Annotated in this window: 24 protein-coding genes; 16 read left to right on the forward strand and 8 right to left on the reverse strand. The window is 41.7% G+C overall.

What is annotated here, in order from left to right; translation table 11 throughout:
* The first annotated feature begins 315 nt into the window (after positions 1 to 315).
* The 6 genes from RMY64_RS06770 (at position 316) to rpsN (ending at position 4,976) form a co-directional block, all read left to right on the forward strand.
* Positions 316 to 894, forward strand: a complete 579-nt coding sequence (locus RMY64_RS06770) for a DUF3611 family protein (RefSeq protein ID WP_292730500.1) — start codon at positions 316 to 318, stop codon at positions 892 to 894.
* Positions 895 to 1,127: 233 nt separating this feature from the next.
* Positions 1,128 to 1,325, forward strand: a complete 198-nt coding sequence (locus RMY64_RS06775; RefSeq protein WP_322699652.1) for a hypothetical protein — start codon at positions 1,128 to 1,130, stop codon at positions 1,323 to 1,325.
* Between the two features lie 101 nt (positions 1,326 to 1,426).
* Positions 1,427 to 2,707, forward strand: coding sequence for a serine--tRNA ligase (serS, locus tag RMY64_RS06780; RefSeq protein ID WP_322699653.1), 1,281 nt, complete (start codon positions 1,427 to 1,429; stop codon positions 2,705 to 2,707).
* Positions 2,708 to 2,831: 124 nt separating this feature from the next.
* Positions 2,832 to 3,932 carry an RIP metalloprotease RseP gene (rseP, locus tag RMY64_RS06785; RefSeq protein WP_322670968.1) on the forward strand — a complete coding sequence of 367 codons (1,101 nt, stop codon included), beginning with the start codon at positions 2,832 to 2,834 and terminating at the stop codon, positions 3,930 to 3,932.
* Complete coding sequence (nth, locus tag RMY64_RS06790) at positions 3,908 to 4,597, forward strand: endonuclease III (RefSeq protein ID WP_322670969.1); 690 nt, start codon at positions 3,908 to 3,910, stop codon at positions 4,595 to 4,597. The genes rseP and nth overlap by 25 nt, the downstream gene beginning before the upstream one ends.
* Before the next feature lie 76 nt (positions 4,598 to 4,673).
* Positions 4,674 to 4,976: a 30S ribosomal protein S14 gene (gene rpsN / locus RMY64_RS06795; protein ID WP_322670970.1), complete on the forward strand. Its 303-nt coding sequence runs from the start codon at positions 4,674 to 4,676 to the stop codon at positions 4,974 to 4,976.
* 78 nt (positions 4,977 to 5,054) lie between these two features.
* Here the strand turns inward: rpsN and RMY64_RS06800 are convergent, their stop codons facing one another.
* Complete coding sequence (locus RMY64_RS06800; RefSeq protein WP_012410384.1) at positions 5,055 to 5,384, reverse strand: hypothetical protein; 330 nt, start codon at positions 5,382 to 5,384, stop codon at positions 5,055 to 5,057.
* A 104-nt stretch (positions 5,385 to 5,488) separates the two neighbouring features.
* Here RMY64_RS06800 and aat point away from each other — a divergent pair, with 104 nt between their 5' ends.
* Complete coding sequence (gene aat / locus RMY64_RS06805) at positions 5,489 to 6,064, forward strand: leucyl/phenylalanyl-tRNA--protein transferase (protein ID WP_322670971.1); 576 nt, start codon at positions 5,489 to 5,491, stop codon at positions 6,062 to 6,064.
* A 41-nt stretch (positions 6,065 to 6,105) separates the two neighbouring features.
* Positions 6,106 to 6,726, forward strand: a complete 621-nt coding sequence (locus RMY64_RS06810) for a hypothetical protein (protein WP_322683022.1) — start codon at positions 6,106 to 6,108, stop codon at positions 6,724 to 6,726.
* 69 nt (positions 6,727 to 6,795) lie between these two features.
* Here RMY64_RS06810 and RMY64_RS06815 read toward each other — a convergent pair whose 3' ends face one another.
* From RMY64_RS06815 to RMY64_RS06830, 4 genes are all read right to left on the reverse strand, one after another.
* Positions 6,796 to 8,163, reverse strand: a complete 1,368-nt coding sequence (locus tag RMY64_RS06815) for a diguanylate cyclase domain-containing protein (protein ID WP_322683023.1) — start codon at positions 8,161 to 8,163, stop codon at positions 6,796 to 6,798.
* Positions 8,153 to 10,816: a hybrid sensor histidine kinase/response regulator gene (locus tag RMY64_RS06820; protein ID WP_322683024.1), complete on the reverse strand. Its 2,664-nt coding sequence runs from the start codon at positions 10,814 to 10,816 to the stop codon at positions 8,153 to 8,155. Before RMY64_RS06820 ends, RMY64_RS06815 begins: the two co-directional genes overlap by 11 nt.
* Positions 10,817 to 10,825: 9 nt before the next feature.
* On the reverse strand, positions 10,826 to 11,803 hold the full coding sequence (locus RMY64_RS06825) for an ABC transporter substrate-binding protein (RefSeq protein ID WP_322683025.1): 978 nt from the start codon (positions 11,801 to 11,803) through the stop codon (positions 10,826 to 10,828).
* A gap of 216 nt (positions 11,804 to 12,019) precedes the next feature.
* On the reverse strand, positions 12,020 to 15,643 hold the full coding sequence (locus RMY64_RS06830) for an AAA-like domain-containing protein (RefSeq protein WP_322699654.1): 3,624 nt from the start codon (positions 15,641 to 15,643) through the stop codon (positions 12,020 to 12,022).
* A gap of 365 nt (positions 15,644 to 16,008) precedes the next feature.
* Between RMY64_RS06830 and RMY64_RS06835 the strand changes: the two genes are divergently transcribed.
* The 3 genes from RMY64_RS06835 (at position 16,009) to RMY64_RS06845 (ending at position 17,409) form a co-directional block, all read left to right on the forward strand.
* The gene (locus tag RMY64_RS06835) at positions 16,009 to 16,539 is read left to right on the forward strand and encodes a hypothetical protein (protein WP_322670977.1); all 531 of its coding nucleotides are present in this window, start codon (positions 16,009 to 16,011) and stop codon (positions 16,537 to 16,539) included.
* Positions 16,540 to 16,736: 197 nt separating this feature from the next.
* Positions 16,737 to 17,051 (forward strand): hypothetical protein, encoded by a 315-nt coding sequence (locus tag RMY64_RS06840; RefSeq protein ID WP_322670978.1) that lies wholly within the window; start codon positions 16,737 to 16,739, stop codon positions 17,049 to 17,051.
* Positions 17,041 to 17,409, forward strand: coding sequence for a pentapeptide repeat-containing protein (locus tag RMY64_RS06845; protein ID WP_322670979.1), 369 nt, complete (start codon positions 17,041 to 17,043; stop codon positions 17,407 to 17,409). The genes RMY64_RS06840 and RMY64_RS06845 overlap by 11 nt, the downstream gene beginning before the upstream one ends.
* Before the next feature lie 129 nt (positions 17,410 to 17,538).
* Here RMY64_RS06845 and RMY64_RS06850 read toward each other — a convergent pair whose 3' ends face one another.
* Positions 17,539 to 18,522, reverse strand: a complete 984-nt coding sequence (locus RMY64_RS06850) for a LysR substrate-binding domain-containing protein (RefSeq protein WP_322670980.1) — start codon at positions 18,520 to 18,522, stop codon at positions 17,539 to 17,541.
* A gap of 221 nt (positions 18,523 to 18,743) precedes the next feature.
* Here RMY64_RS06850 and RMY64_RS06855 point away from each other — a divergent pair, with 221 nt between their 5' ends.
* The 3 genes from RMY64_RS06855 (at position 18,744) to RMY64_RS06865 (ending at position 20,947) form a co-directional block, all read left to right on the forward strand.
* The gene (locus RMY64_RS06855) at positions 18,744 to 19,454 is read left to right on the forward strand and encodes a cadmium resistance transporter (RefSeq protein WP_322683028.1); all 711 of its coding nucleotides are present in this window, start codon (positions 18,744 to 18,746) and stop codon (positions 19,452 to 19,454) included.
* Positions 19,455 to 19,534: 80 nt separating this feature from the next.
* The gene (locus RMY64_RS06860; protein WP_322670982.1) at positions 19,535 to 20,197 is read left to right on the forward strand and encodes a hypothetical protein; all 663 of its coding nucleotides are present in this window, start codon (positions 19,535 to 19,537) and stop codon (positions 20,195 to 20,197) included.
* Between the two features lie 321 nt (positions 20,198 to 20,518).
* On the forward strand, positions 20,519 to 20,947 hold the full coding sequence (locus RMY64_RS06865; RefSeq protein WP_322661105.1) for a DUF202 domain-containing protein: 429 nt from the start codon (positions 20,519 to 20,521) through the stop codon (positions 20,945 to 20,947).
* A gap of 8 nt (positions 20,948 to 20,955) precedes the next feature.
* Here RMY64_RS06865 and RMY64_RS06870 read toward each other — a convergent pair whose 3' ends face one another.
* The gene (locus RMY64_RS06870; RefSeq protein WP_322670983.1) at positions 20,956 to 21,678 is read right to left on the reverse strand and encodes a class I SAM-dependent methyltransferase; all 723 of its coding nucleotides are present in this window, start codon (positions 21,676 to 21,678) and stop codon (positions 20,956 to 20,958) included.
* 334 nt (positions 21,679 to 22,012) lie between these two features.
* Complete coding sequence (locus RMY64_RS06875) at positions 22,013 to 22,717, reverse strand: mobilization protein (RefSeq protein ID WP_322670984.1); 705 nt, start codon at positions 22,715 to 22,717, stop codon at positions 22,013 to 22,015.
* A 333-nt stretch (positions 22,718 to 23,050) separates the two neighbouring features.
* On the opposite strand from RMY64_RS06875, the gene RMY64_RS06880 reads away from it, so the two are divergent.
* Both RMY64_RS06880 and RMY64_RS06885 read left to right on the forward strand, forming a co-directional pair.
* Entirely contained in the window at positions 23,051 to 23,377 is a 327-nt protein-coding gene (locus RMY64_RS06880) for a hypothetical protein (protein WP_322670985.1), read from the forward strand.
* 57 nt (positions 23,378 to 23,434) lie between these two features.
* Positions 23,435 to 26,500, forward strand: coding sequence for a CHAT domain-containing protein (locus RMY64_RS06885; protein WP_322699655.1), 3,066 nt, complete (start codon positions 23,435 to 23,437; stop codon positions 26,498 to 26,500).
* The last annotated feature ends 197 nt before the right edge of the window (positions 26,501 to 26,697 follow it).

Genomic DNA, 26,697 nt, shown 5'->3' on the forward strand with positions numbered 1-26,697 from the left:
TTAAGCAATAAAATGCCATCGAAGAAATTTTACAGGTAAAATGCTATTTTGTCTGTAAAGCTTAATAAACACTTTGTTTTACAGTGATTTTCCCAATGCAAATTCTAAAATCTTAAGCTAAGGGATATATCTGAGATCGAACTGCTACGTCGGTAGACATACTTAAACAGTAACCATTTCTGATTTCCTCGATCGCAGAATTTCTTGTCTTATTTGACAAGTGTGATAGTAAATTTATCAAAGAAGGCGCTAAACTCCCTTCGTCCTCTCCTCTTCGCCTTCCTTTATCAAGCACCCAGCATATTAGCGATCGCTATGTCACAAACTCCCGATGCCCCATCATCTTCCTCAACTCTTAGGGCAATTGCCCAAACTTTTCGCCTTACAGGTTGGATTAGCTTCTGGATTCAGCTAGTACTAGGCGTTGTTTCTAGCATAATTGTGCTGCTGTTCGCCATCTTTAATCAAAGAACTGGCAGTCCTAGTAATAATCCTGGGACTGGCTTTGGCGTATTTTTAGCAATTTGTGGACTGGTTGTTTTAGGTGGGGGGATTTATTTAGCTTACCGTTACACGAGAATTGGCAAGCAATTGGAATCCTCCAATCCCAGCAACCGCCCTCGGAAAAGCGAGACTGTGCAAGTATTACGCTTAGGTGTGTGGGTGAATTTAGGAGGAACGCTAGTGACTCTTTTGGGAGCGCAAGCGATCGTTGGAACACTGGTAGCACGATCCATATCTCCGCAAGCGATAACTACCCAATTTTTTGACCCTACCCGGATTATTAGCGGTCTAGATATGCTTGTAGTACAGGCAAACACCAACACTGTCTCAGCCCACTTTGCAGGGCTGGTGGCGTCACTTTGGTTACTCAATCGCATTAACCGACCGTAGAAAAGGGAGTCAGAAGAAAAGGTAATAGTCAAAAATCAGCAATTCTTTTGACTTCTTTTCTCCTCTTTTTCAAAAGTTGTATGGCAATAATTCAAATATGTTGATTGTACTTTTCCGAAATTATTAAATTACTGTGTGAAGAATAATACCAGTTTCTTACGTTAGCACCCATCTAAAGAGTGATATTAGAACCGTTATCAAGGTGAATTAATTTTTATTGAAGGTCTGACACTATGGAAAAACTAGAAATATGGAAGTTTGGTATACAAGTACTTTTTAGCACATTGATGATTGGATTATGTAGTTCCCTAATCTTTTTGGAACGCGATAATAGCCAAAACCAGGCAGTTTACTGGAGTGGTTTATCAGGCGTACTTGCCTACTGGCTAGCCTCACCTGCAAACACTCAGGAATCTAGAAAATCAGAATAATACTAAATTTAAATGGTTGCTTTTCTGCTCACACAAAGCCAAAATCAGTATATGCTGATGTGTTGGCAGGTAGATAATAGGCTAAAAACTGAGAAAAATCTGTGCTGGATATCAAGCAAATACGGGAAAATCCCCAATTAGTTCAAGAACGATTGAATAGTCGTAGTGGTAAATACGACATCGAACCGATATTACTGTTAGATCGGAAACAACGGGAACTTGAGGGGACGCGCAGTCAACTCCAAGCTCGGAGCAACGAAATTGGTAAAATTGTCGGTCAGAAGATTAAATCTGGGATCAATCCTCAAGACCCAGAAATTCAAGCTTTGCGGGATGAAGGTAACTCTCTTAAAGCGACGTTGAGTCAACTCGAACCCCAAGAAAAAGACCTCAAAGCTGAAATTTACCAACTTGTGTTGGCACTTCCGAATTTACCAAGTGACTCTACACCCCTTGGAAAGAATGAGGAAGATAACGTAGAAGTACGCCGTTGGGGTGATGAGTACATTCCTCAAAATCCGAATATTCTCCCTCACTGGGAAATTGGCGAAAAGCTGGGTATTCTCAATGTTGAACGAGCTGTAAAAGTTGCCCAAAGTCGCTTTGTGACATTAATAGGCGCTGGTGCAGGATTGGAGAGGGCATTAATTCAATTTATGCTGTCTCTCCATACTCAAGCTGGGTATGTGGAAGTCAGTCCGCCGCTGTTAGTTAATACTGAGTCTTTGACGGCGACCGGTCAGTTACCCAAGTTTGCGGAAGAAAGCTTTAAATGCGCTGATGATGACTTATGGCTGATTCCGACAGCTGAAGTTCCAGTTACAAATCTTTATCGGGGTGAAATTCTCGCTGCTGAAGATTTGCCTATTTACCACTGTGCCTTTACTCCCTGTTTTCGCCGCGAAGCTGGTAGTTATGGGCGCGATATGCGGGGATTAATTCGCCTGCATCAATTTAACAAAGTAGAAATGGTGAAGTTTGTCGAACCCAGTACGTCTTTTGATGAACTGGAAAAATTGGTAGGGAATGCAGAAGCAATTTTACAGGCGTTGCGATTGCCTTACCGAGTAGTAAATTTAAGTACTGGGGATTTAGGATTTGCCTCTACCAAAACTTATGATTTAGAGGTTTGGTTGCCCTCTTCTGGAAAATACCGTGAAATTTCTAGCTGTTCCAATACTATAGATTTTCAGGCACGACGGGCTGATATTCGTTTCAAAGAGACGGGGAAGAAAGGTACTCAGTTTGTACATACCCTCAATGGTTCGGGTTTGGCGGTGGGAAGGACGATGGCAGCAATTTTGGAGAATTATCAACAACCTGATGGGACGGTGAGGATACCAGAAGTATTGCAACCTTACTTGGGACGTGAAGTTTTGTAATTTGTCATTGGTTATTGGTCATTTGTCATTTGTCTTTTACCAATGAGCTATGCCCCATACCCCATTCCCAATGCCCAATTAGAATAGAGATAACTATAGCTTAATATCTTCACTAATTTACTCTATGTCAGTTTTAGCAGCGATCGCAGTCTTGGCTGTTTTGATCTTGGTACACGAGTTGGGGCATTTTGTTGCAGCACGTTCTCAAGGCATTCTCGTTAACCGTTTTTCTTTGGGTTTTGGCCCGGTTCTTTTGAAGTACCAAGGTTCACAAACCGAATATGCTGTCCGCGCCTTTCCTTTGGGCGGTTTTGTGGGCTTTCCCGATGATGACCCCGATAGCGATGTTCCACCCAATGACCCAAATCTGCTGCGTAACCGTCCAGTTTTAGACCGGGCAATTGTCATCAGTGCTGGAGTAATCGCCAATTTAATATTTGCCTACTTGGTGTTGGCTCTGCAATTGGGTATTGTCGGCATTCCCAAGGAATTAACCTATCAAGCTGGTGTAGTTGTCCAGCCTGTTAATCAAGAATCTGTTGCCTACCAAGCAGGAATTCGGGAAGGAGATATTATTCTGGCTGTTAACGGTCAGGAACTCCTAGCTTCTGATAAATCAACTCCTTTGCTGACTAAAGAAATTCAAACTCATCCCAATCAGCAAATCGAACTGAAAATTCAACGTGAAAACCAACAACAAACCCTGAAATTAACTCCGAAATTGGGAGCCGATGGCAAAGGCGTAGTTGGTGTGGCACTCAGTCCAAATGCTACAGCAATTTATCGCCGTCCTAATAGTCCTTTTGAAATTTTTGGTCTTGCTGCTAATAGATTTCAACAATTATTTGTTGGTACACTAAGCGGTTTTGGTCAGTTAATTACTAACTTTCAACAAACTGCTGGGCAAGTTTCTGGGCCAGTTAATATTGTCAAAATTGGTGCGAAATTAGCTGAGGACAATACTGTAAATCTGTTGTCTTTTGCGGCAATTATCAGCATTAACTTGGCTATTATCAATATTTTGCCTTTACCAGCTTTGGATGGCGGACAACTCGCTTTCCTGCTAATTGAAGGTTTACGCGGTAAGCCTGTACCCGCCCGCATTCAAGAAAGTGTAATGCAAACCGGTTTGGTGTTACTCTTAGGGTTAGGAATTTTTCTGATCGTCAAAGAAACTACCCAATTAACTAGCCAATTGGAATGGGTACAAAAATTGTTCCAGTAAGCATTACCTGCAAATCGTTATCTAAAAAGCAACGGGCGATAGAAATTTTAGCTCGGCTGAAGCGTCTTTATCCAGATGCTACTTGCTCTTTGAACTACTCAACGCCAGTACAATTGTTGGTGGCAACGATTCTCTCTGCTCAGTGTACTGATGAGCGGGTGAATAAAGTAACACCAGCTTTATTTGCTCGGTTTCCTGATGCAGAAAGTTTAGCGATCGCTGATTTGGTAGAATTAGAAAGTTTGGTGCGTTCAACAGGGTTTTATCGCAATAAAGCCAAGAACATTCAAGCCGCCTGTCGGATGATTGTCACTGAGTTTAACTCTGTTGTCCCCAACCAAATGGAGCAATTATTAAAGCTTCCAGGTGTGGCGCGCAAGACAGCAAATGTAGTCCTAGCTCATGGTTATGGGATTAATGCTGGCGTGACAGTAGATACTCACGTTAAGCGCCTGTGCGAACGCTTGGGTTTAACTGAACATACAGACCCCATTCGGATTGAGCAAGATTTAATGGGTTTATTGCCTCAGCCTGATTGGGAAAATTGGTCAATTCGGCTGGTTTATCACGGTCGTGCTATTTGTAAAGCCCGCTCTCCCGTCTGCGTTGCTTGCGAGCTTGCCGATTTATGTCCGGCTGCAAATAAGCCAGTGGTTGTAGGATAAGCGACACAAGTAACCCCAGAATTGATGGAGAGACTGTAGAATGGAAAACGGTGTCTTCAAATAAGTTAGAGAATATATGGCAAAAAAGAGCATGATTGAGCGCGAGAAAAAGCGCACCAAGTTGATCGAAAAGTATGCTGACAAGCGGGAAACTCTTTTAGAAGAGTTCAGAAGTGCAGCATCTCCTTTGGATAAACTAGAAATCCACCGGAAGATTCAACAGCTACCCCGGAATAGTGCGCCCACCCGCCACCGCAACCGTTGCTGGTTGACTGGTCGTTCTAGAGGAGTTTACCGCGATTTTGGGTTGTCTCGGAACGTACTACGAGAATGGGCGCATGAAGGTCTTTTACCTGGAGTTGTTAAGTCTAGTTGGTAAAAAGTTATGAGTGATGAGTTATGAGTGATGAGTTATTAATTGAGACAAACCTAACTCCTAACTTCTAACTCCTAACTCTTATTGCCCACAACACTTATCAATTCCCAGACTTTCTAAGAGTAGATCGCTGACGGCGTTGGCGATCGCAAACTCTCCGTAGAAGCTATTGGAAAAATCATAGGACTGCATCTCTGTGACAATGGCAATTACCAGAGAACCAAGGTCATTTTCTCCTTCCATCCGTTGACGCACAAAAATCTGTGCGGCTCGTTGGGCAATATTTTGGTTTACTGCTTCGGGGATAAATTCTGTATCTAGCCACCGTTGTAAGCGTTCTCGTAACCATTCACCTTCGAGTAGGGGGTTTTCGGGCGGTGGTAGGGTGATGGGTGGAATTGGTTGAGTCATCTTTTTTTAAACGCAGAGGGACGCAAGGGGAAACGCAGAGGAACGCTGAGGTTGATTTTTTAGCATCAAATTGCGTTTCTAGGAGTGTTTTTTTATATTTATTTATGCAATATGATATCGCGGCTATTGTTGAGGGCTATGCACAAGGCTATTTTCTCATGGCTGATGAGCGCGATCGCCTGAGTTGGTACGGAAGTCGCGATCGAACTTTTATTCCTTTGGATGAACGGTTTCGTTATCCCAAGTCTTTGCAGCGTGTTCTGAATCAAGAGCGGTTTACTGTGGCGATTAATCGGGACTTCCAAGCTGTGGTGGCTGGCTGTGCTGATAGAGAGACAACCTGGATTTCACCGGAATTAGAAAAGATTTACTGGCTACTTTACCAGAGTGGCTATGCTTATAGTTTTGAAACTTGGCAAGGTGACGAATTAGCTGGAGGAATTTTAGGGATTGTGATTGGTGGGGCTTTTATTGGCGAGTCGATGTTTTACCGCATTCCCGAAGGCTCAAAGGTGGCGATGGTTAAATTGGTGGAAAGATTGCGCCAGAGGAAATTTGTATTTTTTGATGCCCAAATGATGAATCCCCATTTGGAAAGGTTTGGCGCTTATCGGGTTGGGGATGAAGAATATCAATCTTTACTTCAGCAAGCGTTGCAACGTACTTGTAATTTAGTATAAATAATGACAAAACTATTAATATTAAATAAGTAGTTCGATTGATGGTTTCCATTGTTATCAAACATGGATGGTTTCATCAGATTCTTGGGGAATGTGCCCAGCATGGTGGGTTTGTTTTTATTGCGCTATTAGGTGACTTGGGTAGCGAACTAGAAATTATCTCATATCAGAGGGTTGGAGAAGATCCAATGTTTCCTCTTTCAGACTACATTGAGGGACAACCTCCAAGTATTTTACAGAGATGCCAGGATCTATTTGGAGAATCAGCTAATGCAGTGTGGGTACGGGCTAGAATTCCAGCCATATTTGGTTCTAATATTTTGATCAGCTTGTCTATTCCAGACTACAAGTATGCACTCATAGAGCAAATGTTCATGGCTTGTGAGCTAGGGTCAAATGGAGACTGGATAGCATACCCATTTATCTGTGAAGATTACAATCTTCGTGCTGGACTACGTTTTAATCCAGATGGTTCATCAACTGAGATTTATGAACGTATTGCCAAGGCATTTTGGAAACTGTTGCTTCTTGAACCTAAACGTGTTTGTGCATTCCGCGATGGCTACCTACACTATAACGAGATGGATGACGAGGAATGGTATAATGTGGTATTCAAGCACGGTCGATTCAGCATTGAAATAATAGCTCCTGTATTCTTTTAAAAGAAAAGCTGGATGTGATTGTTACTGATGTAATAATGCTGGAAATGAAGGTATTGCCATAAAAATCTTTCAATCATTACAATAGCGATCGCGCCCATTTTGTTTGGCATCGTACAGTGCTTTATCTGCTGAAGCAATGAGTGTGTCTGGCCTGATGTTCCAAATAGGTATGCGAGAGGTAATTCCTAAACTAACGGTGATAATATTTTTGACATCAGACTGTACATGGGGAATAGCCAGAGCATGAATTGCTTGCTGAATACTTTGCCCTACTTTAATCGCTCCCGCTAAGTCAGTATTGGGCAAGAGTACCAAAAATTCTTCTCCACCGTAACGCGCTACTAAATCGGCAGGACGATGAATTGTTTGTTGCACTGTTTGCGCTATCCTCATTAGACAATCATCGCCAGCAAGATGACCATAGTAATCGTTGTAAAGTTTGAATTTATCAACATCAAACATAATCAGTGACAAGGGTTGTTGTTCTCGTGCAAGGCGTCTCCATTCTGCTTTAAGTCGTGCATCAAAGCAACGACGGTTAGCCACCTGAGTCAAGCCATCTAAATTTGCCAGTTGTTCTAGTTTCTGATTTGCATCTTGGAGAGCCAATTCAATTTGTTTTCGTCCAGTGATGTCGCATATGGTAATAGCAAAACCATCATCTAGTTTGACTGCAACAAAGTGATACCAGCAAGAATTACCTAATGGATGATAAAAATCTCGCTTGAAAGCTTCCCCTGTTTTGACAAGATTAACGAAGTGATTAAAGAGTTCTGGTTCTAGATGAGCTAAGAGTTTTTTGAGTACTAATTTGCCGATTATCTCTTCACATTTGCTTCCGAAAGCTTTAGCAATAACAGGATTGATAACTAAGCAACGAAAATCTTCAATGTCTCCAGTTACAGGGTTGCGGACAGCTTGCATAGCGGCAATACCATCTAGCGAACTATTCAAAATACTGGCTAGCATTGCCCTAGACTGATACAGTATTTCTTCTGTTTCCCTACGCTTAATATTTTCTTGTTCTAGAAGCCGTTGCTGGCGTTGAATGGTTAACTGATTTTCTAGACGCGCTACAACTTCTTCCATCTGAAAGGGTTTAGTGATGTAGTCTATGCCCCCTGACTCAAAGGCTATCACTTTATCGAAGACATCATCTAAAGCACTAATAAAAATAACGGGAATGGTGCGTAGAACTTCATCGGCTTTCAGAGTTCTACAAACTTGATAGCCATCCATTTCTGGCATTTTAATATCTAAAAGAATGATGTCTGGTCGCTTTGCCTTTATTGTTTTTAGTGCCATCCGTCCACTTGTGACACTGCGAACAGTATAGCCGAGTTTGACCAGAGAATCACTTAATAAATGTAAATTTTTGGGATTGTCATCTACTAGGAGAATATTACCTTTATTTTCTTTATCAGAATTAAGATTCATTGCTTCTCAGGGGTTCGGCTAAATCAACTAATTCCTCAAATTCAAATTGACGAGCAAGTTTTGTTAAAGATTGAATTAAAAAAGTTTCTGTTTTAGGAATATCTCTAATTAATTCTATGACACGATTAGTATTTGCTTCTAATGCAGCTTCATAGAATTGATTAATCCATTCTTGAGACATACAAATTAAATTTTGGGATGTTAAAGTATTTTTTTCTGTATATTCCAAATTTGAAGAATTATTTTCAGCAAATATATATTTGACACCAAGATGTTTGGCTAGTGTGTCAAAAATTGTATGTTCTGCAAAAGGTTTGCGGAGAAAGTCATCACATCCGGCTGAAAGAACGATCGCTTTTTCTTCTTCTAAAACACTTGCTGTCAGAGCAATTATAGCTGTAGCATTCCCTTTGGTAGTGGACTTGATATATTTTGTAGCTTCGTAACCGTCCATGACAGGCATTCGCATATCCATCCAAATCAGGTGGGGTTCCCATTCATTCCAAATAGCGATCGCTTCTTTGCCATTACTAGCTTCTTTCATCTCAAACCCTAACGGTTGTAAGAGTTTAATTAATAATTGGCGATTAATAGGTTTATCATCTACTATTAATAGTTTATATATAGGTTGTCCTGGTGCAAGTTCTAATACTTTTGGATGTACTTCTAAAGTATTGTTATTGGTTGGTTGACCTAACTTTGCTTGAATATAAAATTTAAAAGTTGTCCCGACTCCTAATTTACTTTCAACAGAAATATCTCCTCCCATTAACTGAATAAACTTGTGACTAATTGCTAAACCTAAACCCGTTCCTTCTTGAGATTCTTTTCCAGCTTGTGCTTGAGAAAAAGCATTAAAAAGTTTGGGTAATTCTGCGGCTGCAATTCCCACTCCTGTATCACAGACTTCAAAATCAAGAGTTAAAATATCTGTAATTTCTTCACTAGTATTATTTACTGTTAAACTAATTGTTCCTTTTTGAGTAAACTTAATGGCATTAGTAATCAAATTAATTAATACTTGCCGGAGTTTTAACTCATCTGTGCAAATATAACATGGGACATTTTCACTACGTTGAAATATTAAATTTAAGCCTTGATTGCTTGCCTGTAAATGTAGCATATCTTCTAAGTCATCTAGCAAGCGATATAAATCGAAATCTCTAGGATTAAGAGTAGTTTTACCCGCCTCTATTTTTGATAAATCGAGAATATTATTGATGAGCGTTAGTAAATAATCACCACTGTGATAAATGATCCCGGCATTTTCATAATGCTCGGCAGGCAAGTTTTTCGCGCGTAACATTAACTGAGAAAAACCTAGAATAGCATTGAGGGGCGATCGCAACTCATGACTCATATTCGCAATAAATAAACTTTTAGCTTGATTTGCGACTTCGGCTTTGTCTTTAGCAATGGCTAACTCTGCTGTTCTCTCCTGTACCCGTTGTTCTAAAGTTTCCAAAGATGTTTGTAACTGAAGTGCCATGTTGTTAAACGATTTTGACAGTTGACCTATTTCGTCTTTTGATTTATTTTTGGCACGGATATCTAAGTTACCCGCGGTAAACTGGAAAACTATATTGGTAAGGTGAATTATTGGCTTTGTTAGCACTTGTCCAATAGCAAAAGCGATGATTGTCACTACTCCAGCGATAAATGCAAATAGAAAAATTGTGTTACGAATTTGCTTTTCTACAGGTGCTAAAGCAACGGCAAGGGGTCGGGCAAACAACACAGACCAAGGTTTATATTGCAAACGAGCGATCGCAATTAGATTAACGCGATCGCCTGTTGCTGACAAGGATGCAATTAAATACGACTGTTTATTATCCAATGCTTGTTTAAGTTTGGATTCATTAGTTGCCAATTCTTTGAAAGAAGAATTAGGCAAACGACCTTCCTGTTGCAGTTGAGTTACAACATCATCAGGTAGAGGCACAATTGATTTAAAAAGCAGTTCCGGTGCAGTGCTATGTGCGAGATAAATATTATTGTCATCTAAAAGAATCGCAAAAGATTTTTCCCCAGCCCGTTCGGTTTGTCGAGTTACTAACTGCTGAACAACAGTCGCATTATATGAAACACGCAATATACCCAATATATCTCCCTTGGCATTGCGAACCGGACTACTAAAAAAGAGGGTAATAAGATTGGGAATTGTCGGCGATCGCTTCATGCTAGAAACAAAGGAGAAACCAGTTTGTAGCGGTTTTTTAAAATAATCTTGAACTGATTCGTCTTTGCCAATATTCAATGTACGTGTATCCAATACATTTTTACCGTTTAAGTCGAGCAAAGCATAAGAGAGAATATTGAGCATATCTTTGCGACTGAGACGCATTAATGTTTCTGTCGCCAATTGCATTTCGGGGCTGCCGTCTCGCTGTTTTGGAGTTAGGCTGAGGTAGCGTGCCAAACCTGGTAAAATCGCCTCTACACGCACGGCATTGAGATTTCCATCAATAAAGGCATCTATTCTGTTAGCGGTTTCGTTAGCCGCCGCAGATAGGGCTTGTCGGGCGTTGTCAGTTAGTGCTTTTTCAGTTGTCTGTTTGTTGATAAATGCCAATAACAGCAATGGAATCAAAGCAACAACGAGAAACGAGGCGATCAACTTTGTACGGATACCGCCCAAAAAAGAGTGCTGCATAGCTTCAAACTAGGGGGGATTCAAGAAGGAAGAATTGAACAAACTTTTTAGCTCAGGAATACGCGTAATGTTTCCAGAGCGAATAAAAAAGTCTGCATATATCTTGGCAGTTTTGTCAATGGACTTAGGGTTATTAGATTGAAAATATTTTTGATTTTCACCTAAATCAGTTAGGTTTATTCCCTCTAGAGAGAGAGTATTTATCGGAATTTTTAACGCTTTGCTGACGATCGCTTTTCCTTCTTCAACATTTGCTTTCCAGTAGGTCGAAGCTTGCAGCCATCCCTGCACAAATGCACGAATGTCTTCGGGGCGATCGCGGATTGTCTCACCACGAAAGATAATCAAATCTAAAATAAAGCCAGGGGTTTGTTTGCTAGTAAATAGGATATTTCCCCCTAATTTTATCGTTTCAGAGAGATAGGGTTGCCAAGTGTGTCCGGCTTGAATAGTATTATTTTTCAGGCGTTGAGGAATTTCTGAAGCCTCTAATTGAACTAAGTTCACATCATCACTAGTTAAATTGGCAGTTTTCAACATTTCAGTCACGAAAACTTCGCTAAAACCGCCTAGATTTGCACCCAGCTTTTTCCCTTTCAAGTCAGCTACGGTTTTAATTTTTGATTGGGCTACTACCACATCTGCTCCTATTGATTCATCTATAACGATCGCGCCTTGTATATCTGGATTTGCGGCACTCAAGATGATAAAATTTCCCAAGGACGACGTAATCCCATCATACTTACCCGCATTGAAGTTTGCTTGTTCCAATTGGGCGTATTGTGTATGAATTAGTTCCACATCTACCCCTTGGGCTTTGAAGAATCCTTTTTTTTGAGCAATGATGCCTGGAAGCTCTCCAACAAAAGATCCAAATATCACTTTCAATGGAGGGCGTTTTACTTCAGTTGGTACTGAAGTATTACAAGCAAGTAGTAAACAGGCAGTAATGAGAAAAATACTAATGTATCTGAGTAGTTTAAGCATAGAATTTTTGATGTTTTTTAATTATTGTTAATCAAAGATTCTGCTAAATAAACTAATTGTTCAAATTAAATTGCCGTGCAAATTTCGTCAGTGATTATATTAAACGAGTTTTGGTTGTTGGAATTGCTTCAAGATTTAGAAATTCTGACCGCAAGGGCAGCTTGAGAATTTCATTCACAGGTATTGAGCCGCCTTAACAAGGGATTATGCTTCAAATCAATGAAAAAGGCTGTAATTGCAAAGAGAGCGATCGCTCTTTTCCACTGTTATATTAGTCTTTAAATAATCCCGTACCCAATCACAACTGTATTTCAGTAGGTTGAGATGGAGAATTTCTTCTAAATCCCACAGAATTACAAGTTGGTCATCTCCGCCAGAGGCAAGGGTTTTACCATCAGGGCTAAAGGCAACACTGCTCACATTAGAAGTATGTCCATTCAGGGTGACGAGTAAAGTACCATCAATTTTCCAGACTTTGATCGTATTGTCAAAACTTGCGGCTGCTAGCATTTGACCATCTGGACTGAATGCTACCCTGGTTAAGCCAATACTTTTACCATCAAAGCTCCTCACCAGAGTGCCATCACGTTTCCAAAGTCGCAGACTACCATCCCCACCTGTAGAGGCAATCAATTGACTATTCGGGCTAATGGCAACCCCAAAAACTTCACTCTTATGCCCTTCTAAGGTGCGATCGGGTTTTTCTAACAGGCGATCGCTATTTTTTGAAGTCCACAGTTTGATAGTGCCATCAGCACTAGCAGAGGCGATAAACTGCCCATCTGGACTATAAACAATGTCCCAAATTCGCCCTGTATGCGCCTGAATAATTTGCTGGAGTTGAAACTCTCCATTGGAGCCGCGTTGCCAGAGTCTCAGCTTGTAATCAAAACCCACAGTCACTAATCGGTTGCCATCAGGACTGTAGCTAACACCCAAAAGACCGATACCTGGCCCTTCCAGAATGGTTCGCTGATTGCTGTCTAGTTGCCACAGTCTTACAACACCCTTAGAACCAACGATCGCTAAAGTTCGACCATCGGGGCTAAAGTCAAGACTAAGCATTCGAGAATCTTCTTCAACAATGGTTTTGGCGAGAGAACCATCGCGTCTCCAGAGTTTGACTTCTTTGCCAGCAACGGAAGCTAGCCGTTGCCCATCAGGGCTAAATGCCACCCGCCAGACCATTTCTTGATGGCCATTGAGTAGCTTTATTAAGGGTGAGTGGACTCTCCAGAGTTTGATGGTATTGTCGTGACTGGCAGAGGCGAGAGTTTCTCCATCAGGACTGAAGGCGATGGTTTGAATATTTGAGGTATGCCCCTGCAAAGTTCTTAATAAAGTACCATCTATTCGCCAGAGTTTAACGGTTTTATCAGAACCGCCGGAAGCAATAGTCTGCCCATCAGGGCTAAAGGCTACACCCAATACTTCAGCAGTATGCCCTTTAAAAGTTCTCAGGAGAGTGCCTTCTCGATTCCACAGTCGCACCATCTTATCTGCACCGCCAGACACTAAAGTTTGTCCATCGGGGCTAAAAGCAACACTCCAAATAGTTGCGTTTCCAGCTGTGAATGTTTTGAGTAGCGTTCCATCCAATCGCCAAAGCTGATTCTTGCCGCCTACCATAGAAGAAGCGAGAGTTTGACCATCGGGGCTGAAGGCAATTCCCCACACACCACGCTGATGTTTAAGAGTTCTGATTAAAGTGCCATTTAGTTGCCAAAGCTTGACGCTAAAATCGCCACTGGCAGAAGCGATCGTTTGTCCATCTGGGCTAAAGGCAACTCGCCACACCGCAGATTTGTGCCCTTTGAAGATGGTTGACAATTTACCATCGATCGTCCAGAGACGGATAGTGCCATCAATGCCGGCAGCGACTATCCGGCGGCTATCCGGGCTGAAGCGGACGCTTTGTATGGTTGCAGTATGTGGTAGCGTTCTCACCAGTGTTCCATCCCGCTTCCATAGCTTGACTGTGCGATCGATGCTAGATGAGACAATCCACTGGCCATCAGAGCTAAAATCAACGCCTAAGACAATCCCTTGATGCCCCGACAAGTGATTGAATTCATCAGCACCGTAGACAGCTTGTTCTAATACTTTACGGGTTTGGAGATCCAGAGCATTGGCATCTGCCAAATTTTGCAGATCGAGCCGTTGAAATTCCTGTCTGGCTCGGATTGCTTGTACCAGTGCATCTAAGCGTTGATTGGAATTAAAACTTCCATTGGAAGCAGATGCGATCGCTCGTACCTCACTCAGTGATGCTTGTCGATCGGCGTAGAGTGTTGTGAACCCCAAGACAATAACTGCTAGTAAGGCTAAACTTACTCCTAATAGGAGTCGTCGCTGAAGCCGAGCGCTCTTTTGTTCGCTTGCCAATCGCGCTTCAGTTTCTTTGAGTCGTTCTACTTCCATTTTTTGCTGGACTTCTCGACGTTCCAATTCTTGGCTAGCTGCTAAAAATCGATAGTCCAAATCACTGAGACTTTTACGCTGAGTCCAGTCCAAAACCTCTTGTAAGGCATTACCCCGCAGCAAGCGTGACTCATCTTGAAAGCTCGATGCTACCCAAGCATTGAATGGCTGTGAATAAGGGCGCAAATTGTCTAACTGCTTTAACACCCATTCAGTATTGAAAATATGTCGGTAGATGGGATTTTTAATTCTAAGATAGCCGTTGTACTTCTCGACCAATCCTGATAGTAAAAGGTCTGTCTGTTCTCGGCTATCATCGGTAGCCACGGGAGATAAAAAAGGACGCAAAGACTGGGAACGCCAAGAGTCGCTAGTGTCTTCATTATTTGCGTCCTCCCATCCCCATTTCCCCTCGTCCTCTATTTCCTGGGTTTGCAATACCTGCTGATAAAGACTCAGCAACCGTCCACTTTGTTGTTGGTTGAAAAGTAAGCGATCGCGAATCGTGCGCAGGTGTTCGGGTTCATCTTGTGATTCCCAGTGTTGGATAATCTGCGATCGCACCAATTCTTCTACCCAATAGGCCTCAGTTTTTGGGAGTAGGAAAATTTTCCGCTCTGATGTCTTTAAGGCAGTTTGGAGAATTAATTGACAGAGTTTTTGAGTGAGAAACGGTTGTCCCCCTGTCCAATAGATCACCTCTTGCAGCACAACTTCTGGTCGCTCAATTGCTCCTTTTAACCCATTTAGCAATGGGCTAGCTTCATGCAATCGAAAGCCGTATAACTCAATAGCTGTCCCAATGTTAAAAGGTGTCCGACGTTTGTCAGCAATTAAATCAGATGGACTGGCGACTCCAAACAATGCAAATCCCAGGCGTTGAAAATTTGGGTCGTGTGCTTGCTGATTGTAGCAATGACGAATCCAGGCAAAAAAGTCACTGACCGGAAAATTCAAACTCAGCAAACTATCAATTTCATCAATTAAAATGAAAATGCCTTTAGCTTCGCCGCCTTCTTCAGAATCGCTCTTAACATTTGGCAGCAATATTTCTTCAACAAACTGGTGTAGCTTTTGTACAGGAGAAAGACCTGTTTGCATATTCCACCATTGCTTAAAGTTGACGTGTTCCGCCAGATTTAACCCGTAGAATATGCTGACAATGATTCCTTTATACCATTGTGCTGATGTGGTATCCTCGCTACCCAATTGCGTCACGTCTAAGTAAACACATTTATAGCCTTCTGACTTGAGACGACGACTTATTCGCTGTAGTAGGGATGATTTACCCATTTGGCGAGAGTTGAAGACGTAGCAAAAATCGCCACCTTTTAAACTGGTATAAAGTTTTTCGTCTGCTTGACGCACAACATAAGTGGGATCGTCACTGTGGAGGCTACCGCCAACTTGGTATCTCATGTGCAAAGTGTGATTAGAAAAGGGGGAAATAAAGAAGGAGTCAGAATTCTGAATTCAGGATTTAGAATACTATATCCATGCCACACTATCCCGTCCGTGAAGTGTCTTGTAGAGTAAAACGGTGAGGAATGGGTATGGAGTAGATGCGAGCGCAGATGGAAAAACGACGGCGCAATGGTTTGCCTTTCGCCAAGATTATGATTTACTGATTTTAAATTGGATGTTGACCAAAGTCAGTAGGTTGATTAAATCCGCCAAATTTCTGAAAGCAATCTCGTCTTTGTCTAACCATCGCTAACCTTGACCCGGAAAACATGGCAGATTACTTGAATAAGTACCAAAAGTCTGATAGGAAAACCATACTAATGAGAATTTGGACTATTACTGCTGTGCTAGCTGTTTTTTGGCTAATATCTGGGGTCATCGGTTCTAAGCCAATCAACGCTACTTCTGTTTTGGTAGAAAATGCCATATCATCTCTGCCGTCAACGAATGCAAAACAGATTACTGTCAGTAACACCGAGTTTGGTCTGAAGAGAGTTGACTCCAAAGGAAACGTTACCATTTTCCAGACAAAAAGAGTGCCACTTCAGGAAGGAAATACCTACGGGTGGCGGATTCAACTCAAAAACTACCAAGGTGAAGTGAAATGGCGTGAAGTCTTGTATTTACCAAAACCTCCAGAAACTTGGGGTACAGATAATGGTGAAGATTTTTCAATATCAGCAGACGGCAAGACATCTGTAACACGACGCACGCAGTCGGCTTCAGAAGGTGTAATTGAGAATTTTTGGACGATCGCCCCTGGCGATCCAGTTGGTAAGCATAGAATAGAAGTCTATATTGATAACCGTTTGATCGGTACTTTCCAGTTTGAAGTTATTCCAGTTAAGTAGAGATGAAGGGCATTGGGCATGGGGCGTTAGGAGTTATGAGTTATGAGTTATGAGTTATGAGTAATGAGTGCTGAGTTAGGAGTTATTCTCCCTCTGCTCCCCTGCTCCCCTGCTCCCCTGCTCCCCTGCTCCCCATCCTCCCCTGAAGCTGAGGAGTATCTTAGAGATAGAAGTTTGATTCTTGTTAGGTGGCGATCGTGAATACAGAGGAATTTCTGCGATTGATCGAAAAGCAGCGCCCATGCCCTGAGACACTACCAAAAGGGCTGCAAGCAATGTGGTATGACAACAAAGGTGATTGGAACAAAGCTCATGAAATAGTTACAGATGCCAGCGATGCTGACAGTGCCTGGGTTCATGCTTACCTGCACCGCAAAGAAGGCGATTTGAACAATGCCCATTTCTGGTATCAACGCAGTGGTCAACCAGTATTTTCAGGAGAACTAAGCCAGGAATGGGAACAAATAACTTCTATATTGCTAAAGAAGGTGAACGCGACGCATGAATGCTGAAGAATTAAAAAGGCGTTTTGCCGCAGGAGAAAGATATTTTCCAGCCGTCAACTTGAGTCGGGATAAGCTGATTGGAGCCGATTTGCCGGGAATTAATTTATGGGGATCTGACTTGAGTGGAGCTAACTTAGCTAAAGCTAAACTCTGGGGAGCAGATTTGAGTAGAACTAATTTAGCCAAAGCGAATTTGACCAGAGCTAATTTGAGCGGTGCCAATCTGAATGAAGCAAATCTTCGGGGAGCAAAACTCAACTATGCCAAGTTGTATGGAGCTAATCTGACTGGCGCTTACTATGATGAAAGTACGCGGTTTTCTAGAGGTTTTGACCCTATCAGTAAAAATATGCGGAAGGTGTGAAGGGGATTGGGGGCAGAGGGGCAGGGGAGAAATCAATTCAAAATTCAAAATTCAAAATTCACGCATTCAAACATTGTAGAACTTCTGCCTCCTGGCTCCTCTTTCCCCATGCCCAATGCCCAATCTCCTTTAAATAACTGATACATGTTGATGTGAACCATCCATAGACGATATCAACATTTGTTCAAAGACTTTGGAAAGAGCAGTTTGAAAACGCTGACGATGCTTGATTTTGAAAAAAGGTCGAACTATTTCTGCGTAGGCATAGCCTGCCTTAGTCATCGCACTGTTGACTTCTCTATTATCAATAACTCGAATTGCCCGCAGAGTTCCTAGCTGGATTTCTTTTTTTACCATCAACTCAGAAATTCCAGTTGCGCCTACTCCATTTTCAATTGCGGCTTTTGCCATCTCACCACTGGCGAACACTAAAATTACATTCAGTTCGCTGAGGTTGATCCCCCAATTTTGCAACGCTTCTTCAAACCTTTGTTGGGTTCCAGATTCTGGCACCCGCATCACCCAAGGAGTTTGAGTTAATTGGCTTAAATCAATTTCTCCCCACTCAAACCAAGGGTGTTTTTGACCAACTACAATTTGTAAGCGATCGCTCGCTACTATTTCGTACTCCAGAGTATTCTGAAGCGCTGGCTTCACATCACCTTCCACCAAACCTAAATCAAACTGTCCCATCGCTGTACCGACACAAATCGTTTCTGCATTGGCAAGGGTACAGTCAATCTGGATACCAGGATATTGGCTCTTAAACTCACTAATTTTACTTGGTAGCCAGTAGTTACCAATTGTCAGACTCGACCCTAATTTCAATTCACCCCGTTGCAGATTGTTCAATTCTCGCAACCCCCTTTCTGTCAAGGAAACTTGATCGAGAATTTTCTGCGCTTCCACTTGCAGTAATTTACCCGCTTCAGCAATTTCGATATGGCGACCAATCCGATGGAATAGTTTCACTCCGTATTCTTGCTCTAAGTTGTGGATCGCTGCACTGACAGCAGGTTGTGTAATATAAAGCTCCTCTGCTGCGCGAGTGAAGTGTAAGTTCTGCGCCACAGCCAGAAATATTTTTAGCTGCTCAAGCGTCATTCCTGCCATTGGTCGTATCCCTAAGACTTGGTGTCAAAATTTTAATCACTTTCATTTATCATTTTGACAAATAAAAGCATTTGATTCTATCGGTTAGTTTGACTAAAGTATAAATCAAAGCTTTTTACTTAGTCATTTGTCATTGGTCATTGGTCATTTGTCATTTGTCCTTTGTAAGTGACCAATGCCCCATGCCTAATTACCAAGCACGAACATAAGGACATCCACAAATGAACGATTTAGTAACTGCAATTACCACAGGGATTACCGCATTCACTGCCACCAACATCGATGATATTGTCATTCTGACGTTGTTTTTTTCACAAATAAGTAAAACGTTTCGCAGTCGTCACATCCTTGCTGGTCAGTATCTCGGTTTTGCAGCATTGATCGTTGCTAGCCTTCCCGGTTTCTTCGGTGGACTAATCATACCGCAGGACTGGATTAGACTACTAGGTTTTATGCCAATAATCATTGGTGTGAGCAGTTTACTAAAACGCGAAGAGGATTCATCTGAGGAAGCTGAAGAAGAAACCGAGCCGTCTTGTCCCTCTATAGTTAGGAGTTTTATTTCTCCACAAACTTGCAATGTAGCCGCGATCGCCTTTGCTAATGGCAGTGATAATATTAGCGTCTATGTGCCCTTGTTTGCCAACTCAGAATTAGACAGTCTGCTGGTGATTATAGGTGTATTCTTTACTCTAGTGAGTGTATGGTGTTATACCGCTTACAAGTTAACCTACTTGCCTGCGATCGCCAACTTTTTAACTGAAAATGGCAATACTTTTGTCCCTTGTATCTTGATTGGTTTGGGCGTATTTATTGTCACCGAAAATGTTACTTGGACTCTTTTATCTGTAGTTTCTAGTTATATATTTTCATTAGTTTTAGGTTTCAATACTCAGCCGTCAAGTGAAAAACAAGAAAAATTAAGTGTCTAATAAAGAGGTGCATCATCAATTTTCTGAGCAAAACAAATTCTCAACGGCAAAATATCTTACCCATCAACAGGAATCAAAACATGAAAATCTGGAAATCTCTGCTAATTGTCTTAATGATTGTCGCTAATCTAGCCTTTGCTCAACCTTCTTTTGCTGATAGACCAAAATTTAGCAAAAACCCTGATTATATCGAAGTCACTAAAGCTCTTAAGCAACTCTCTCAGACAAAAGATGCCCAAACTCAAGTTGAAGGTCTGACACCAGAAGAAATTCAAAAAAGAACCGAGGAATTAACACTGCAAAAATATGCTTTAGAGACGGGAATCAATTGGGGTCAATGCAACAACCAAACAGGTAATACCATAGCGGTATACGGTAAAAGACCAAATGATGAAGAAGATGAAGATGCCGTATACGAGAATGGTCTATATTTTCTAGCTGATGGTCAATCCACTAAAAATAACTGGGATTGTGATGGCATCTATCTACCGAATGATGTCCAGGTAGAAAATTTCACCTCTAGTCCTAATGGACAAGGTGAAGAATTGACAGGAGCGGCGGCTCTGAAGATCCTTGATGGAACTCAGCTGGTAATTAAGAGGAATCCAGATACTGCTGCGATTGAATTGAATGTCCCGACTGTAAAAGTTGTTAACAGCAAAAAGGCTAACTGGTTTATCCCAGATATATCGCAGGATCTAATAAATACACGAGTTCCTAATGCGCCTAGCAATCAGTCTTGAAATAGAACTGCATAGTCTATTTTTGAATGATTGTTCTGAATTTAAATAGGGTGACAGCCAAAATCAGAGAAGAACAGGACAAACACTGGTGAAACATCTCTCTGATCTTGGCTCTTTTTTTTTGAATTTATCTATCCTCAATTTTAGGCTTGTTTTATTTTGATATCTGCATTAAAATTAATTTTGGAAAAAATGTACAATCACAACAGGCATATTTCAGTAGCGCAACTATTGTGCTGGGTGCAAGTCATCTGGAAAGAGATTTTCTACTACCTTCGCATTTTTTTGATCGGAGCCGCTTTGGGGATAAGGGTGTTATTGATGCAGTTAAAATTGAAACCTACAGAAGAAGAAAAAGATAAAAAAAAGCCAGGACGACTGAATCCGTCTAGAATCCGAGATCACTTGGCAAATGAGCGTACCTACCTCGCTTGGATGCGGACAGGAATCGCTCTTTTAGGTTTTGGTGTCGTCATTGTGCGTCTGCGTGCCTTCCATGTACCTTTAGTACCCCGTCCTGGCAACGGCTGGAAGTTAGGTTTAGTCTTCTCGCTGGTGGGTTTAATCACGGTGTGGCTGTCAACAGTACATTATTTTGCTGTCCGTCGTGATATCGAAGAAGATACTTACGAACCAACAGACCGATGGGTGTTGCTGTTCAGTCTCGCTGTGATGATTCTCGGAACTGGGGTAATCTATTTTGTTTTTACAACTTCTTTAGATCCAATGAGTCCAGTTATCCCTGAGTAATAGTATTTTTAAAACCGCACTTTGTATAACTCGAATAATTCCCCTGATTTATGCGTTACGACTTTAGCACCAGCGGCCTTAATTGTTTTTTCCCACTTAGCCAAAGGCTCTAAAAACACCTCAGCCCCTAAATAGGTTTCTAGAACTGCCCAATCTTCCGCTAAAGGCTGTTCTGGATTGAGAACGTCAAATACAAAATGTCCACCTGGTTTTAACACCCGCTTGACTTCTAGTAGTACGGCATCCCAATATTCGAGGGGAAAATAGCAGCTAAATCCGGTGGCGATCGCTAAATCAAATTGCTCTGATGGGTAGTTTAACTGATGAGCTGCTCCCAACTCAACCCCTTTGAACAGCTTAGAATTCAACTGCGGCCCGCGAGAATTCAGGGTATCGCGTGCCACATTACTGATTTCTTGCCCATGAAAAAACGCTTGCCAATCCCGCCAAGGATAGATTAAAAAGCTGATCCCACAGCCAATATCTATACAGTGTTGATTTTTTTGAGGTTTAGCAATTTCCCAAAAAGGGGAAGCAATTCTTCCTGAGAAACTCCCAGCAATCCACTCGCTAAATATCGGCATCGCCTGTACTTCTGCTGGGAGTTCAAAGGTTTCACGTTGATATTCTCGGTTAAAGCGATAGGCTATTTGGGCTAATCTTTCGTCCCAGTTGGTTGATTTGGGTGAACTAAAGAGATTTTGAAACTGAGAATCGGACTTTTTAGACATTTAGGTTTTTGCTACTCTTTCTAAGAATTGTAGTCAAATTTGCCAAGCGATCGCTTACAGCGGGTGGGTGCGCCATCGTACCCCCATTCAATCTCCTGCTATTTGTTCAAAGTCATGAGTATTAATGACTAATGACTAATAGACCTCTTGCAAAAATCCTTAAATCACCCCTCCCCAACCCTCCCCTTATAAAGGGGAGGGGGCAAGATTTTAAGTTTCCCCCCTTTATAAGGTGGGATTGATTAAGGGGGATCTATTCGACTTATGTAAGAGGTCTAATGACCAATGACAAATGACCAATGACTAATGACAAATGACAAATGACTAATGACTCCTACTCAACTTTTTCATACCAGATACCTACTTTCTCAAAAGCACCATAAGCAAGCTTCAGAAAATTCACTATTCTCTGTTTTCCAATTATCCCAAATTCTTTATATTCTCTAGCCTCTGCAAAAGTCAGGCGATTTTGGTCAATTATGTTTCTTTCTCTGTATGCTAACTTCGGAAAATCTATAACTTTTATCTGATATTTATTTACTATGTTCTGATAGTTGGAGTCTGACTCTAGATGCTCCCAATCATCACACAGCCCTAAATTCCTCACCAGAATATGAGGGATTTTATCACCGTAAGTATTCACTGACTGAGCAAACAGGTTGATGCTGTCGTATCCTCCTGTCGATACAAACCATTTGCAAAACAGAACTCCCTGCGAACTTCCTAATTCAAGTAATTGATTAGATTCAATCCACCCTTGTACTGCTCTATGCGATTGTGCAGATAAATTCACAATTACTGGCTTCTCTATTGCCCACTCAAATATTCTATCTGCTTTATTTGCCTGTCTTTCATTCTCACTAAACACTGCATATTTACATATCTCCTTATATACCCCTGCGACATCTGGATTTGATCTATCTGTCTCCACTGGTACAAATGGGATTCTCTTATCCAGACAATACTGAATCATTGTCCTGGCAAAGAGAGATTTTCCTACCCCGCCTTTTTCACCATCTACAAAATGAATCGTCGGCATTACAGCCACCTCTAATAGTTATTAAAGTCTGATATATCTTTCCCAAACTAAGAACTTTTTGGCCATTGCCCCCAAGTATTTTGGTGGTTTTATGAGAAAGTATAGCCGTGATTTGGATATATTCCAACAGTCTCATTTTACACAGGCGAAGTCCGTCTGCGCGGACTAAGACAAAACAAGAGGCTTAAGCCCCTTGTTGTAAGTTGATTGAGAACTAAAAACCGAAAATTTAGGTTTTCAGACATTCTTTACAACAAGAATTAGGAATTTTTAGAAGAAATTGCCTTGGGATGTTGTTTAAAATAAGCCTGGAGTTACTTGCAGATTAACACTATGGCAGAAATTCAGTTGGCGATCACGGGAGAAGATGCGATCGCAGCAACAGAGGCGCTTTTGGCAATTCCTGGTATATCTGGTAACTATGCAGTGAGTTCAGATGCACCGGAAAGAGAAGGAGTAACAGCAACAGTTGCTACCATCGTTGGTATTGTTGGGGGTGCGATCGCCATTGCTGAACAAATCCGCAAGTGGTATCAAGAGTATAAAGCTAAACAGTCTGGTAAAAGAATTGAAAAGGTGTTGATTGTCGGGCGCAATGGCAGGCGACTTCTTTTAGAGGATGCAACCCTGGAAGAGATTCGCCAAATTTTAGAATCGTAGAGACGGAATTGGGGGTGGTAGACTTGGGGTAAATACTGAAGTCTCAAGATTGAGAACGTGCAAACCCTCCACCTCGACCTCAAACAAGTTGATGAGAATTACGTAGAGCTACGTTACTTTATTGATAATCCAAACAAGTACGAAAAGCGATCGCTCTGTTTAACAGAAGTCGCCGACTTGATTAAGTTGGCTGAGAGAGATTATTACGTTTCGTTTTTCCCAGAGGATTATACGGTAACTGGACGGCGGTTGTATAACTGGTTGGATGGGAGCGATCGCTGGCTGCAACCCTTGCTAGATAAGTATCGGCGTGAGGGGATTGTGTTAGCGATCGCCGTAACAGAAAAGCTCGCCCATCTGCCTTGGGAAGTGCTGCACGATGGCAATAGTTTTTTAGTGCAGCGTGTCCCGGCTATTGTCCCGGTGCAGTGGGTGTCGGATAGCGCGGTAAAAAAATCGACCATTGACGGGGAACCAGAAAACCGGGCGCTGCAAGTTTTGTTTATGGCGACTTCGCCGTTGAATGTCGAGCCTGTGCTGGATTTTGAGGGGGAGGAAGCACGGATTTTGGAGGCGACAAAGCGGCAACCTTTAGCGCTAACGGTGGAAGAAAGCGGCTGTTTGTCGGAGTTGGGTTATTTAGTCGATGGTTACGACAGGGATTATTTTGATGTTTTACACCTGACGGGTCATGCTACTTTACAAGATGGGCAACCCCGCTTTATTACAGAAACGGCAACAGGTGAAGCTTTCTATGCCAGTGCTAGGGATATTGCCCAAGAATTACAATTTCGATTGCCTAAACTCATCTTCCTCTCTGGTTGTCGCACTGGGCAAGCTGGCAATGGCGGTTCTGTGCCGTCAATGGCTGAAGAATTGCTGAAATCGGGTGCAAAAGCGGTTTTGGGTTGGGGTCAAAATGTTTTAGATCCGGATGCTACAGCCGCAGCAGCCGCATTATATGAGGAATTATCACCCGGAAAGCAAATCATTGAGGCTGTTGCTTGTACTTATCAAACATTAATTAAGAACAAAGCGCGGGATTGGCATTTATTGCGGCTGTATGCAGCAGACAATTTACCGAGTTCATTAGTCACACCTTTGCGGACTCGTGGACGTAAACCAGCACCACCGCCTTCTGTTACTACCCAATTGTTTGCGGGTAAAGTCGAAGTCCCGACGCGAGAGAGTTTTGTTGGTCGTCGTCGTCAATTGCAAAATTGTTTAAGAGTGCTGACACAATCAAGGGATGAAGTTGGGGTGTTGATTCATGGCATGGGCGGTTTGGGTAAAAGTAGTTTAGCAGCTAGGCTGTGTGACAGACTGCCGAATTTTCAGCATGTTGTCTGGGTGGGGCGAATCGATGAAGCTAGTTTGGTGAGTCGCTTGGCGGAAAAGTTGGATGACAATGAACAACGCAAAAGCCTACAAAATTACGATGAAGAATTGAAATATCGACTGAAGCGAGTTTTTAAAGATTTACATGAGGAAGGAAAGCCGATTTTGTTAGTGCTGGATGACTTTGAAGTGAATTTGGAAACCCGCAATGAGAGTTATGTGCTGCAATCAGAAGCAGCAGAGGTAATGAAAGCTGTAGTTTGGGCAATTAGAGAGAATTTCACTTCCCACCGCATTATTATTACCTGTCGTTACGATTTTGAATTTACTCAGTTGCAGCATTTCCAAAAGCAGCCATTGGATGCACTGCAAGGCGCAGATTTGCAAAAAAAGTTTAGTCGCCTCACAGCCTTTAGTGCTAAATCTCAGGTGGATGAGGCTTTAAAATCACAAGCGCAGAAGTTGGCGGATGGTAATCCCCGCTTGCTGGAATGGTTGGATAAGATTCTACAAAATAAAACTGTTGATGTGGCGGCAATTTTAAATCGGTTAGCAGCAGATCCGGTGGAGTTGCGAGAGCAAGTTTTGGCAGAGGCGTTGCTGGCACAGATGGATACAACCATGCGGGAGATGTTGTCACGGGGTTTGGTGTTTGAGTTGCCAGTACCGAGGGAAGCTTTAACCGCAGTTTGTGAGAATATCCACAATTTGGAACATTATATTAGTCGGGCGGTGGCGTTGGGACTGTTGGAAATGAGTCACGATCAAGCGTTACGAGTACCACGCATTTTGCCCCTAGCACTTGCATTAATAAAAGAAACTAATTTGTTATATAAAAATGCTGCAAATGAGTTGTACAGACTTTGGTGGCAAAAAGTAGAAGTGTTAACAGAAGAACAGAAAATAGAAATCTATCGTTTAGCACTTTTAGGAAAAGAAGAAAACATTACTGTAGAAATTGGAAGATTGTTAGCCCAATTTTGGAACAGTAAATATAAGTATAAAAAGACTGTTGTAGTATGTAAGGATATATTGAAATTAGTTAAAAATTATCAAATTATGTATTATCTAGCTAAAGCTGAAGAAGGCTTAGGACATACTAGTGAAGCTATAGACTGTTATACAAAAGCTTTACAACTATGCCCTCTAGAAGACGAAAAAACACGCTTAGAAATATTTCAAACTGGTATCAATTTTTATGCTAGAAAAGGGCCATTAGAGGAAGATATATTAAATGAATATAGCCGAGTCTACTTTGGTATTCTTCAAATTCAACAGGAGAATTCTAATATAAGACCTGCATTAGCAGAAGTTTTTTCTCTAACAATGACATTTGAGCTTCGAGCAGGTATTGCTATACGAGAAAACCAGATAGAACTTGCCGAATTTCTCTATAAATGCTGCCTTTATTTCTACGATAAAGTTTGTGAAATTCCGACTAAAATTCAAACGGGCGAATACAGTAGCGTAAATGGTTTGTGTGGTTCAAAAGCTAGGATATTATGCCATTTAGGTACTATTAACCTAAATCAGGGAAAAACCAATGAGTGTAGAGAGTTATATTTACAGGCAGCACAACTATTTGACTATGCCGGGGATGATCATAACAGAGCAGTAACTTTAGCAGCAATAGGAACAGGTTGGCTGCGGCAAGGGGACACTGTTATGGCCTTGAACTATTTACATGAGGCTTCAGCTATCATGCAACTGCTTGTTATCCCAGAGTTAGAGGTTGTTAACAAGTTAATTGCTGAAGCACAAAGTGAGCAAGAAAAAAATAGTTAGAAAGTTAACTCAAAGCCAATACAGAAAAAATCAACGAAGAGTCTTTGAACTCCATTAATGAGTCTTTGATACTCGTTCCCCAGTTTTTTAGGCTTGTGCCTTGGTTGTCGGAGATTGCGATCGCCATAATTTACCCCGAAGCACATTCTAAACTAAAGAATCTGGATTTACACCAAGCGCTCTGAGACGTTCTGCTA

Origin of the sequence: Nostoc sp. DedQUE08 (assembly GCF_034530895.1) — a bacterium.
Lineage (GTDB): Bacteria > Cyanobacteriota > Cyanobacteriia > Cyanobacteriales > Nostocaceae > Nostoc.

Bases quoted from the DNA above. Each gene is read 5' to 3' on its own strand.
- RMY64_RS06860 (WP_322670982.1), top strand. From the start codon at position 19,535: ATGAAAATCTGGAAATCTCTGCTAATTGTCTTAATGATTGTCGCTAAT.
- RMY64_RS06775 (WP_322699652.1), top strand. From the start codon at position 1,128: ATGGAAAAACTAGAAATATGGAAGTTTGGTATACAAGTACTTTTTAGC.
- RMY64_RS06770 (WP_292730500.1), top strand. From the start codon at position 316: ATGTCACAAACTCCCGATGCCCCATCATCTTCCTCAACTCTTAGGGCA.
- RMY64_RS06820 (WP_322683024.1), bottom strand. From the start codon at position 10,816: ATGCAGCACTCTTTTTTGGGCGGTATCCGTACAAAGTTGATCGCCTCG.
- nth (WP_322670969.1), top strand. From the start codon at position 3,908: ATGGGTACAAAAATTGTTCCAGTAAGCATTACCTGCAAATCGTTATCT.
- RMY64_RS06815 (WP_322683023.1), bottom strand. From the start codon at position 8,163: ATGAATCTTAATTCTGATAAAGAAAATAAAGGTAATATTCTCCTAGTA.
- rseP (WP_322670968.1), top strand. From the start codon at position 2,832: ATGTCAGTTTTAGCAGCGATCGCAGTCTTGGCTGTTTTGATCTTGGTA.
- RMY64_RS06870 (WP_322670983.1), bottom strand. From the start codon at position 21,678: ATGTCTAAAAAGTCCGATTCTCAGTTTCAAAATCTCTTTAGTTCACCC.
- RMY64_RS06880 (WP_322670985.1), top strand. From the start codon at position 23,051: ATGGCAGAAATTCAGTTGGCGATCACGGGAGAAGATGCGATCGCAGCA.
- rpsN (WP_322670970.1), top strand. From the start codon at position 4,674: ATGGCAAAAAAGAGCATGATTGAGCGCGAGAAAAAGCGCACCAAGTTG.
- RMY64_RS06800 (WP_012410384.1), bottom strand. From the start codon at position 5,384: ATGACTCAACCAATTCCACCCATCACCCTACCACCGCCCGAAAACCCC.
- RMY64_RS06830 (WP_322699654.1), bottom strand. From the start codon at position 15,643: ATGAGATACCAAGTTGGCGGTAGCCTCCACAGTGACGATCCCACTTAT.
- RMY64_RS06850 (WP_322670980.1), bottom strand. From the start codon at position 18,522: ATGGCAGGAATGACGCTTGAGCAGCTAAAAATATTTCTGGCTGTGGCG.
- RMY64_RS06865 (WP_322661105.1), top strand. From the start codon at position 20,519: ATGCAGTTAAAATTGAAACCTACAGAAGAAGAAAAAGATAAAAAAAAG.
- RMY64_RS06810 (WP_322683022.1), top strand. From the start codon at position 6,106: ATGGTTTCCATTGTTATCAAACATGGATGGTTTCATCAGATTCTTGGG.
- aat (WP_322670971.1), top strand. From the start codon at position 5,489: ATGCAATATGATATCGCGGCTATTGTTGAGGGCTATGCACAAGGCTAT.
- RMY64_RS06835 (WP_322670977.1), top strand. From the start codon at position 16,009: ATGAGAATTTGGACTATTACTGCTGTGCTAGCTGTTTTTTGGCTAATA.
- RMY64_RS06825 (WP_322683025.1), bottom strand. From the start codon at position 11,803: ATGCTTAAACTACTCAGATACATTAGTATTTTTCTCATTACTGCCTGT.
- RMY64_RS06845 (WP_322670979.1), top strand. From the start codon at position 17,041: ATGAATGCTGAAGAATTAAAAAGGCGTTTTGCCGCAGGAGAAAGATAT.
- RMY64_RS06875 (WP_322670984.1), bottom strand. From the start codon at position 22,717: ATGCCGACGATTCATTTTGTAGATGGTGAAAAAGGCGGGGTAGGAAAA.
- RMY64_RS06855 (WP_322683028.1), top strand. From the start codon at position 18,744: ATGAACGATTTAGTAACTGCAATTACCACAGGGATTACCGCATTCACT.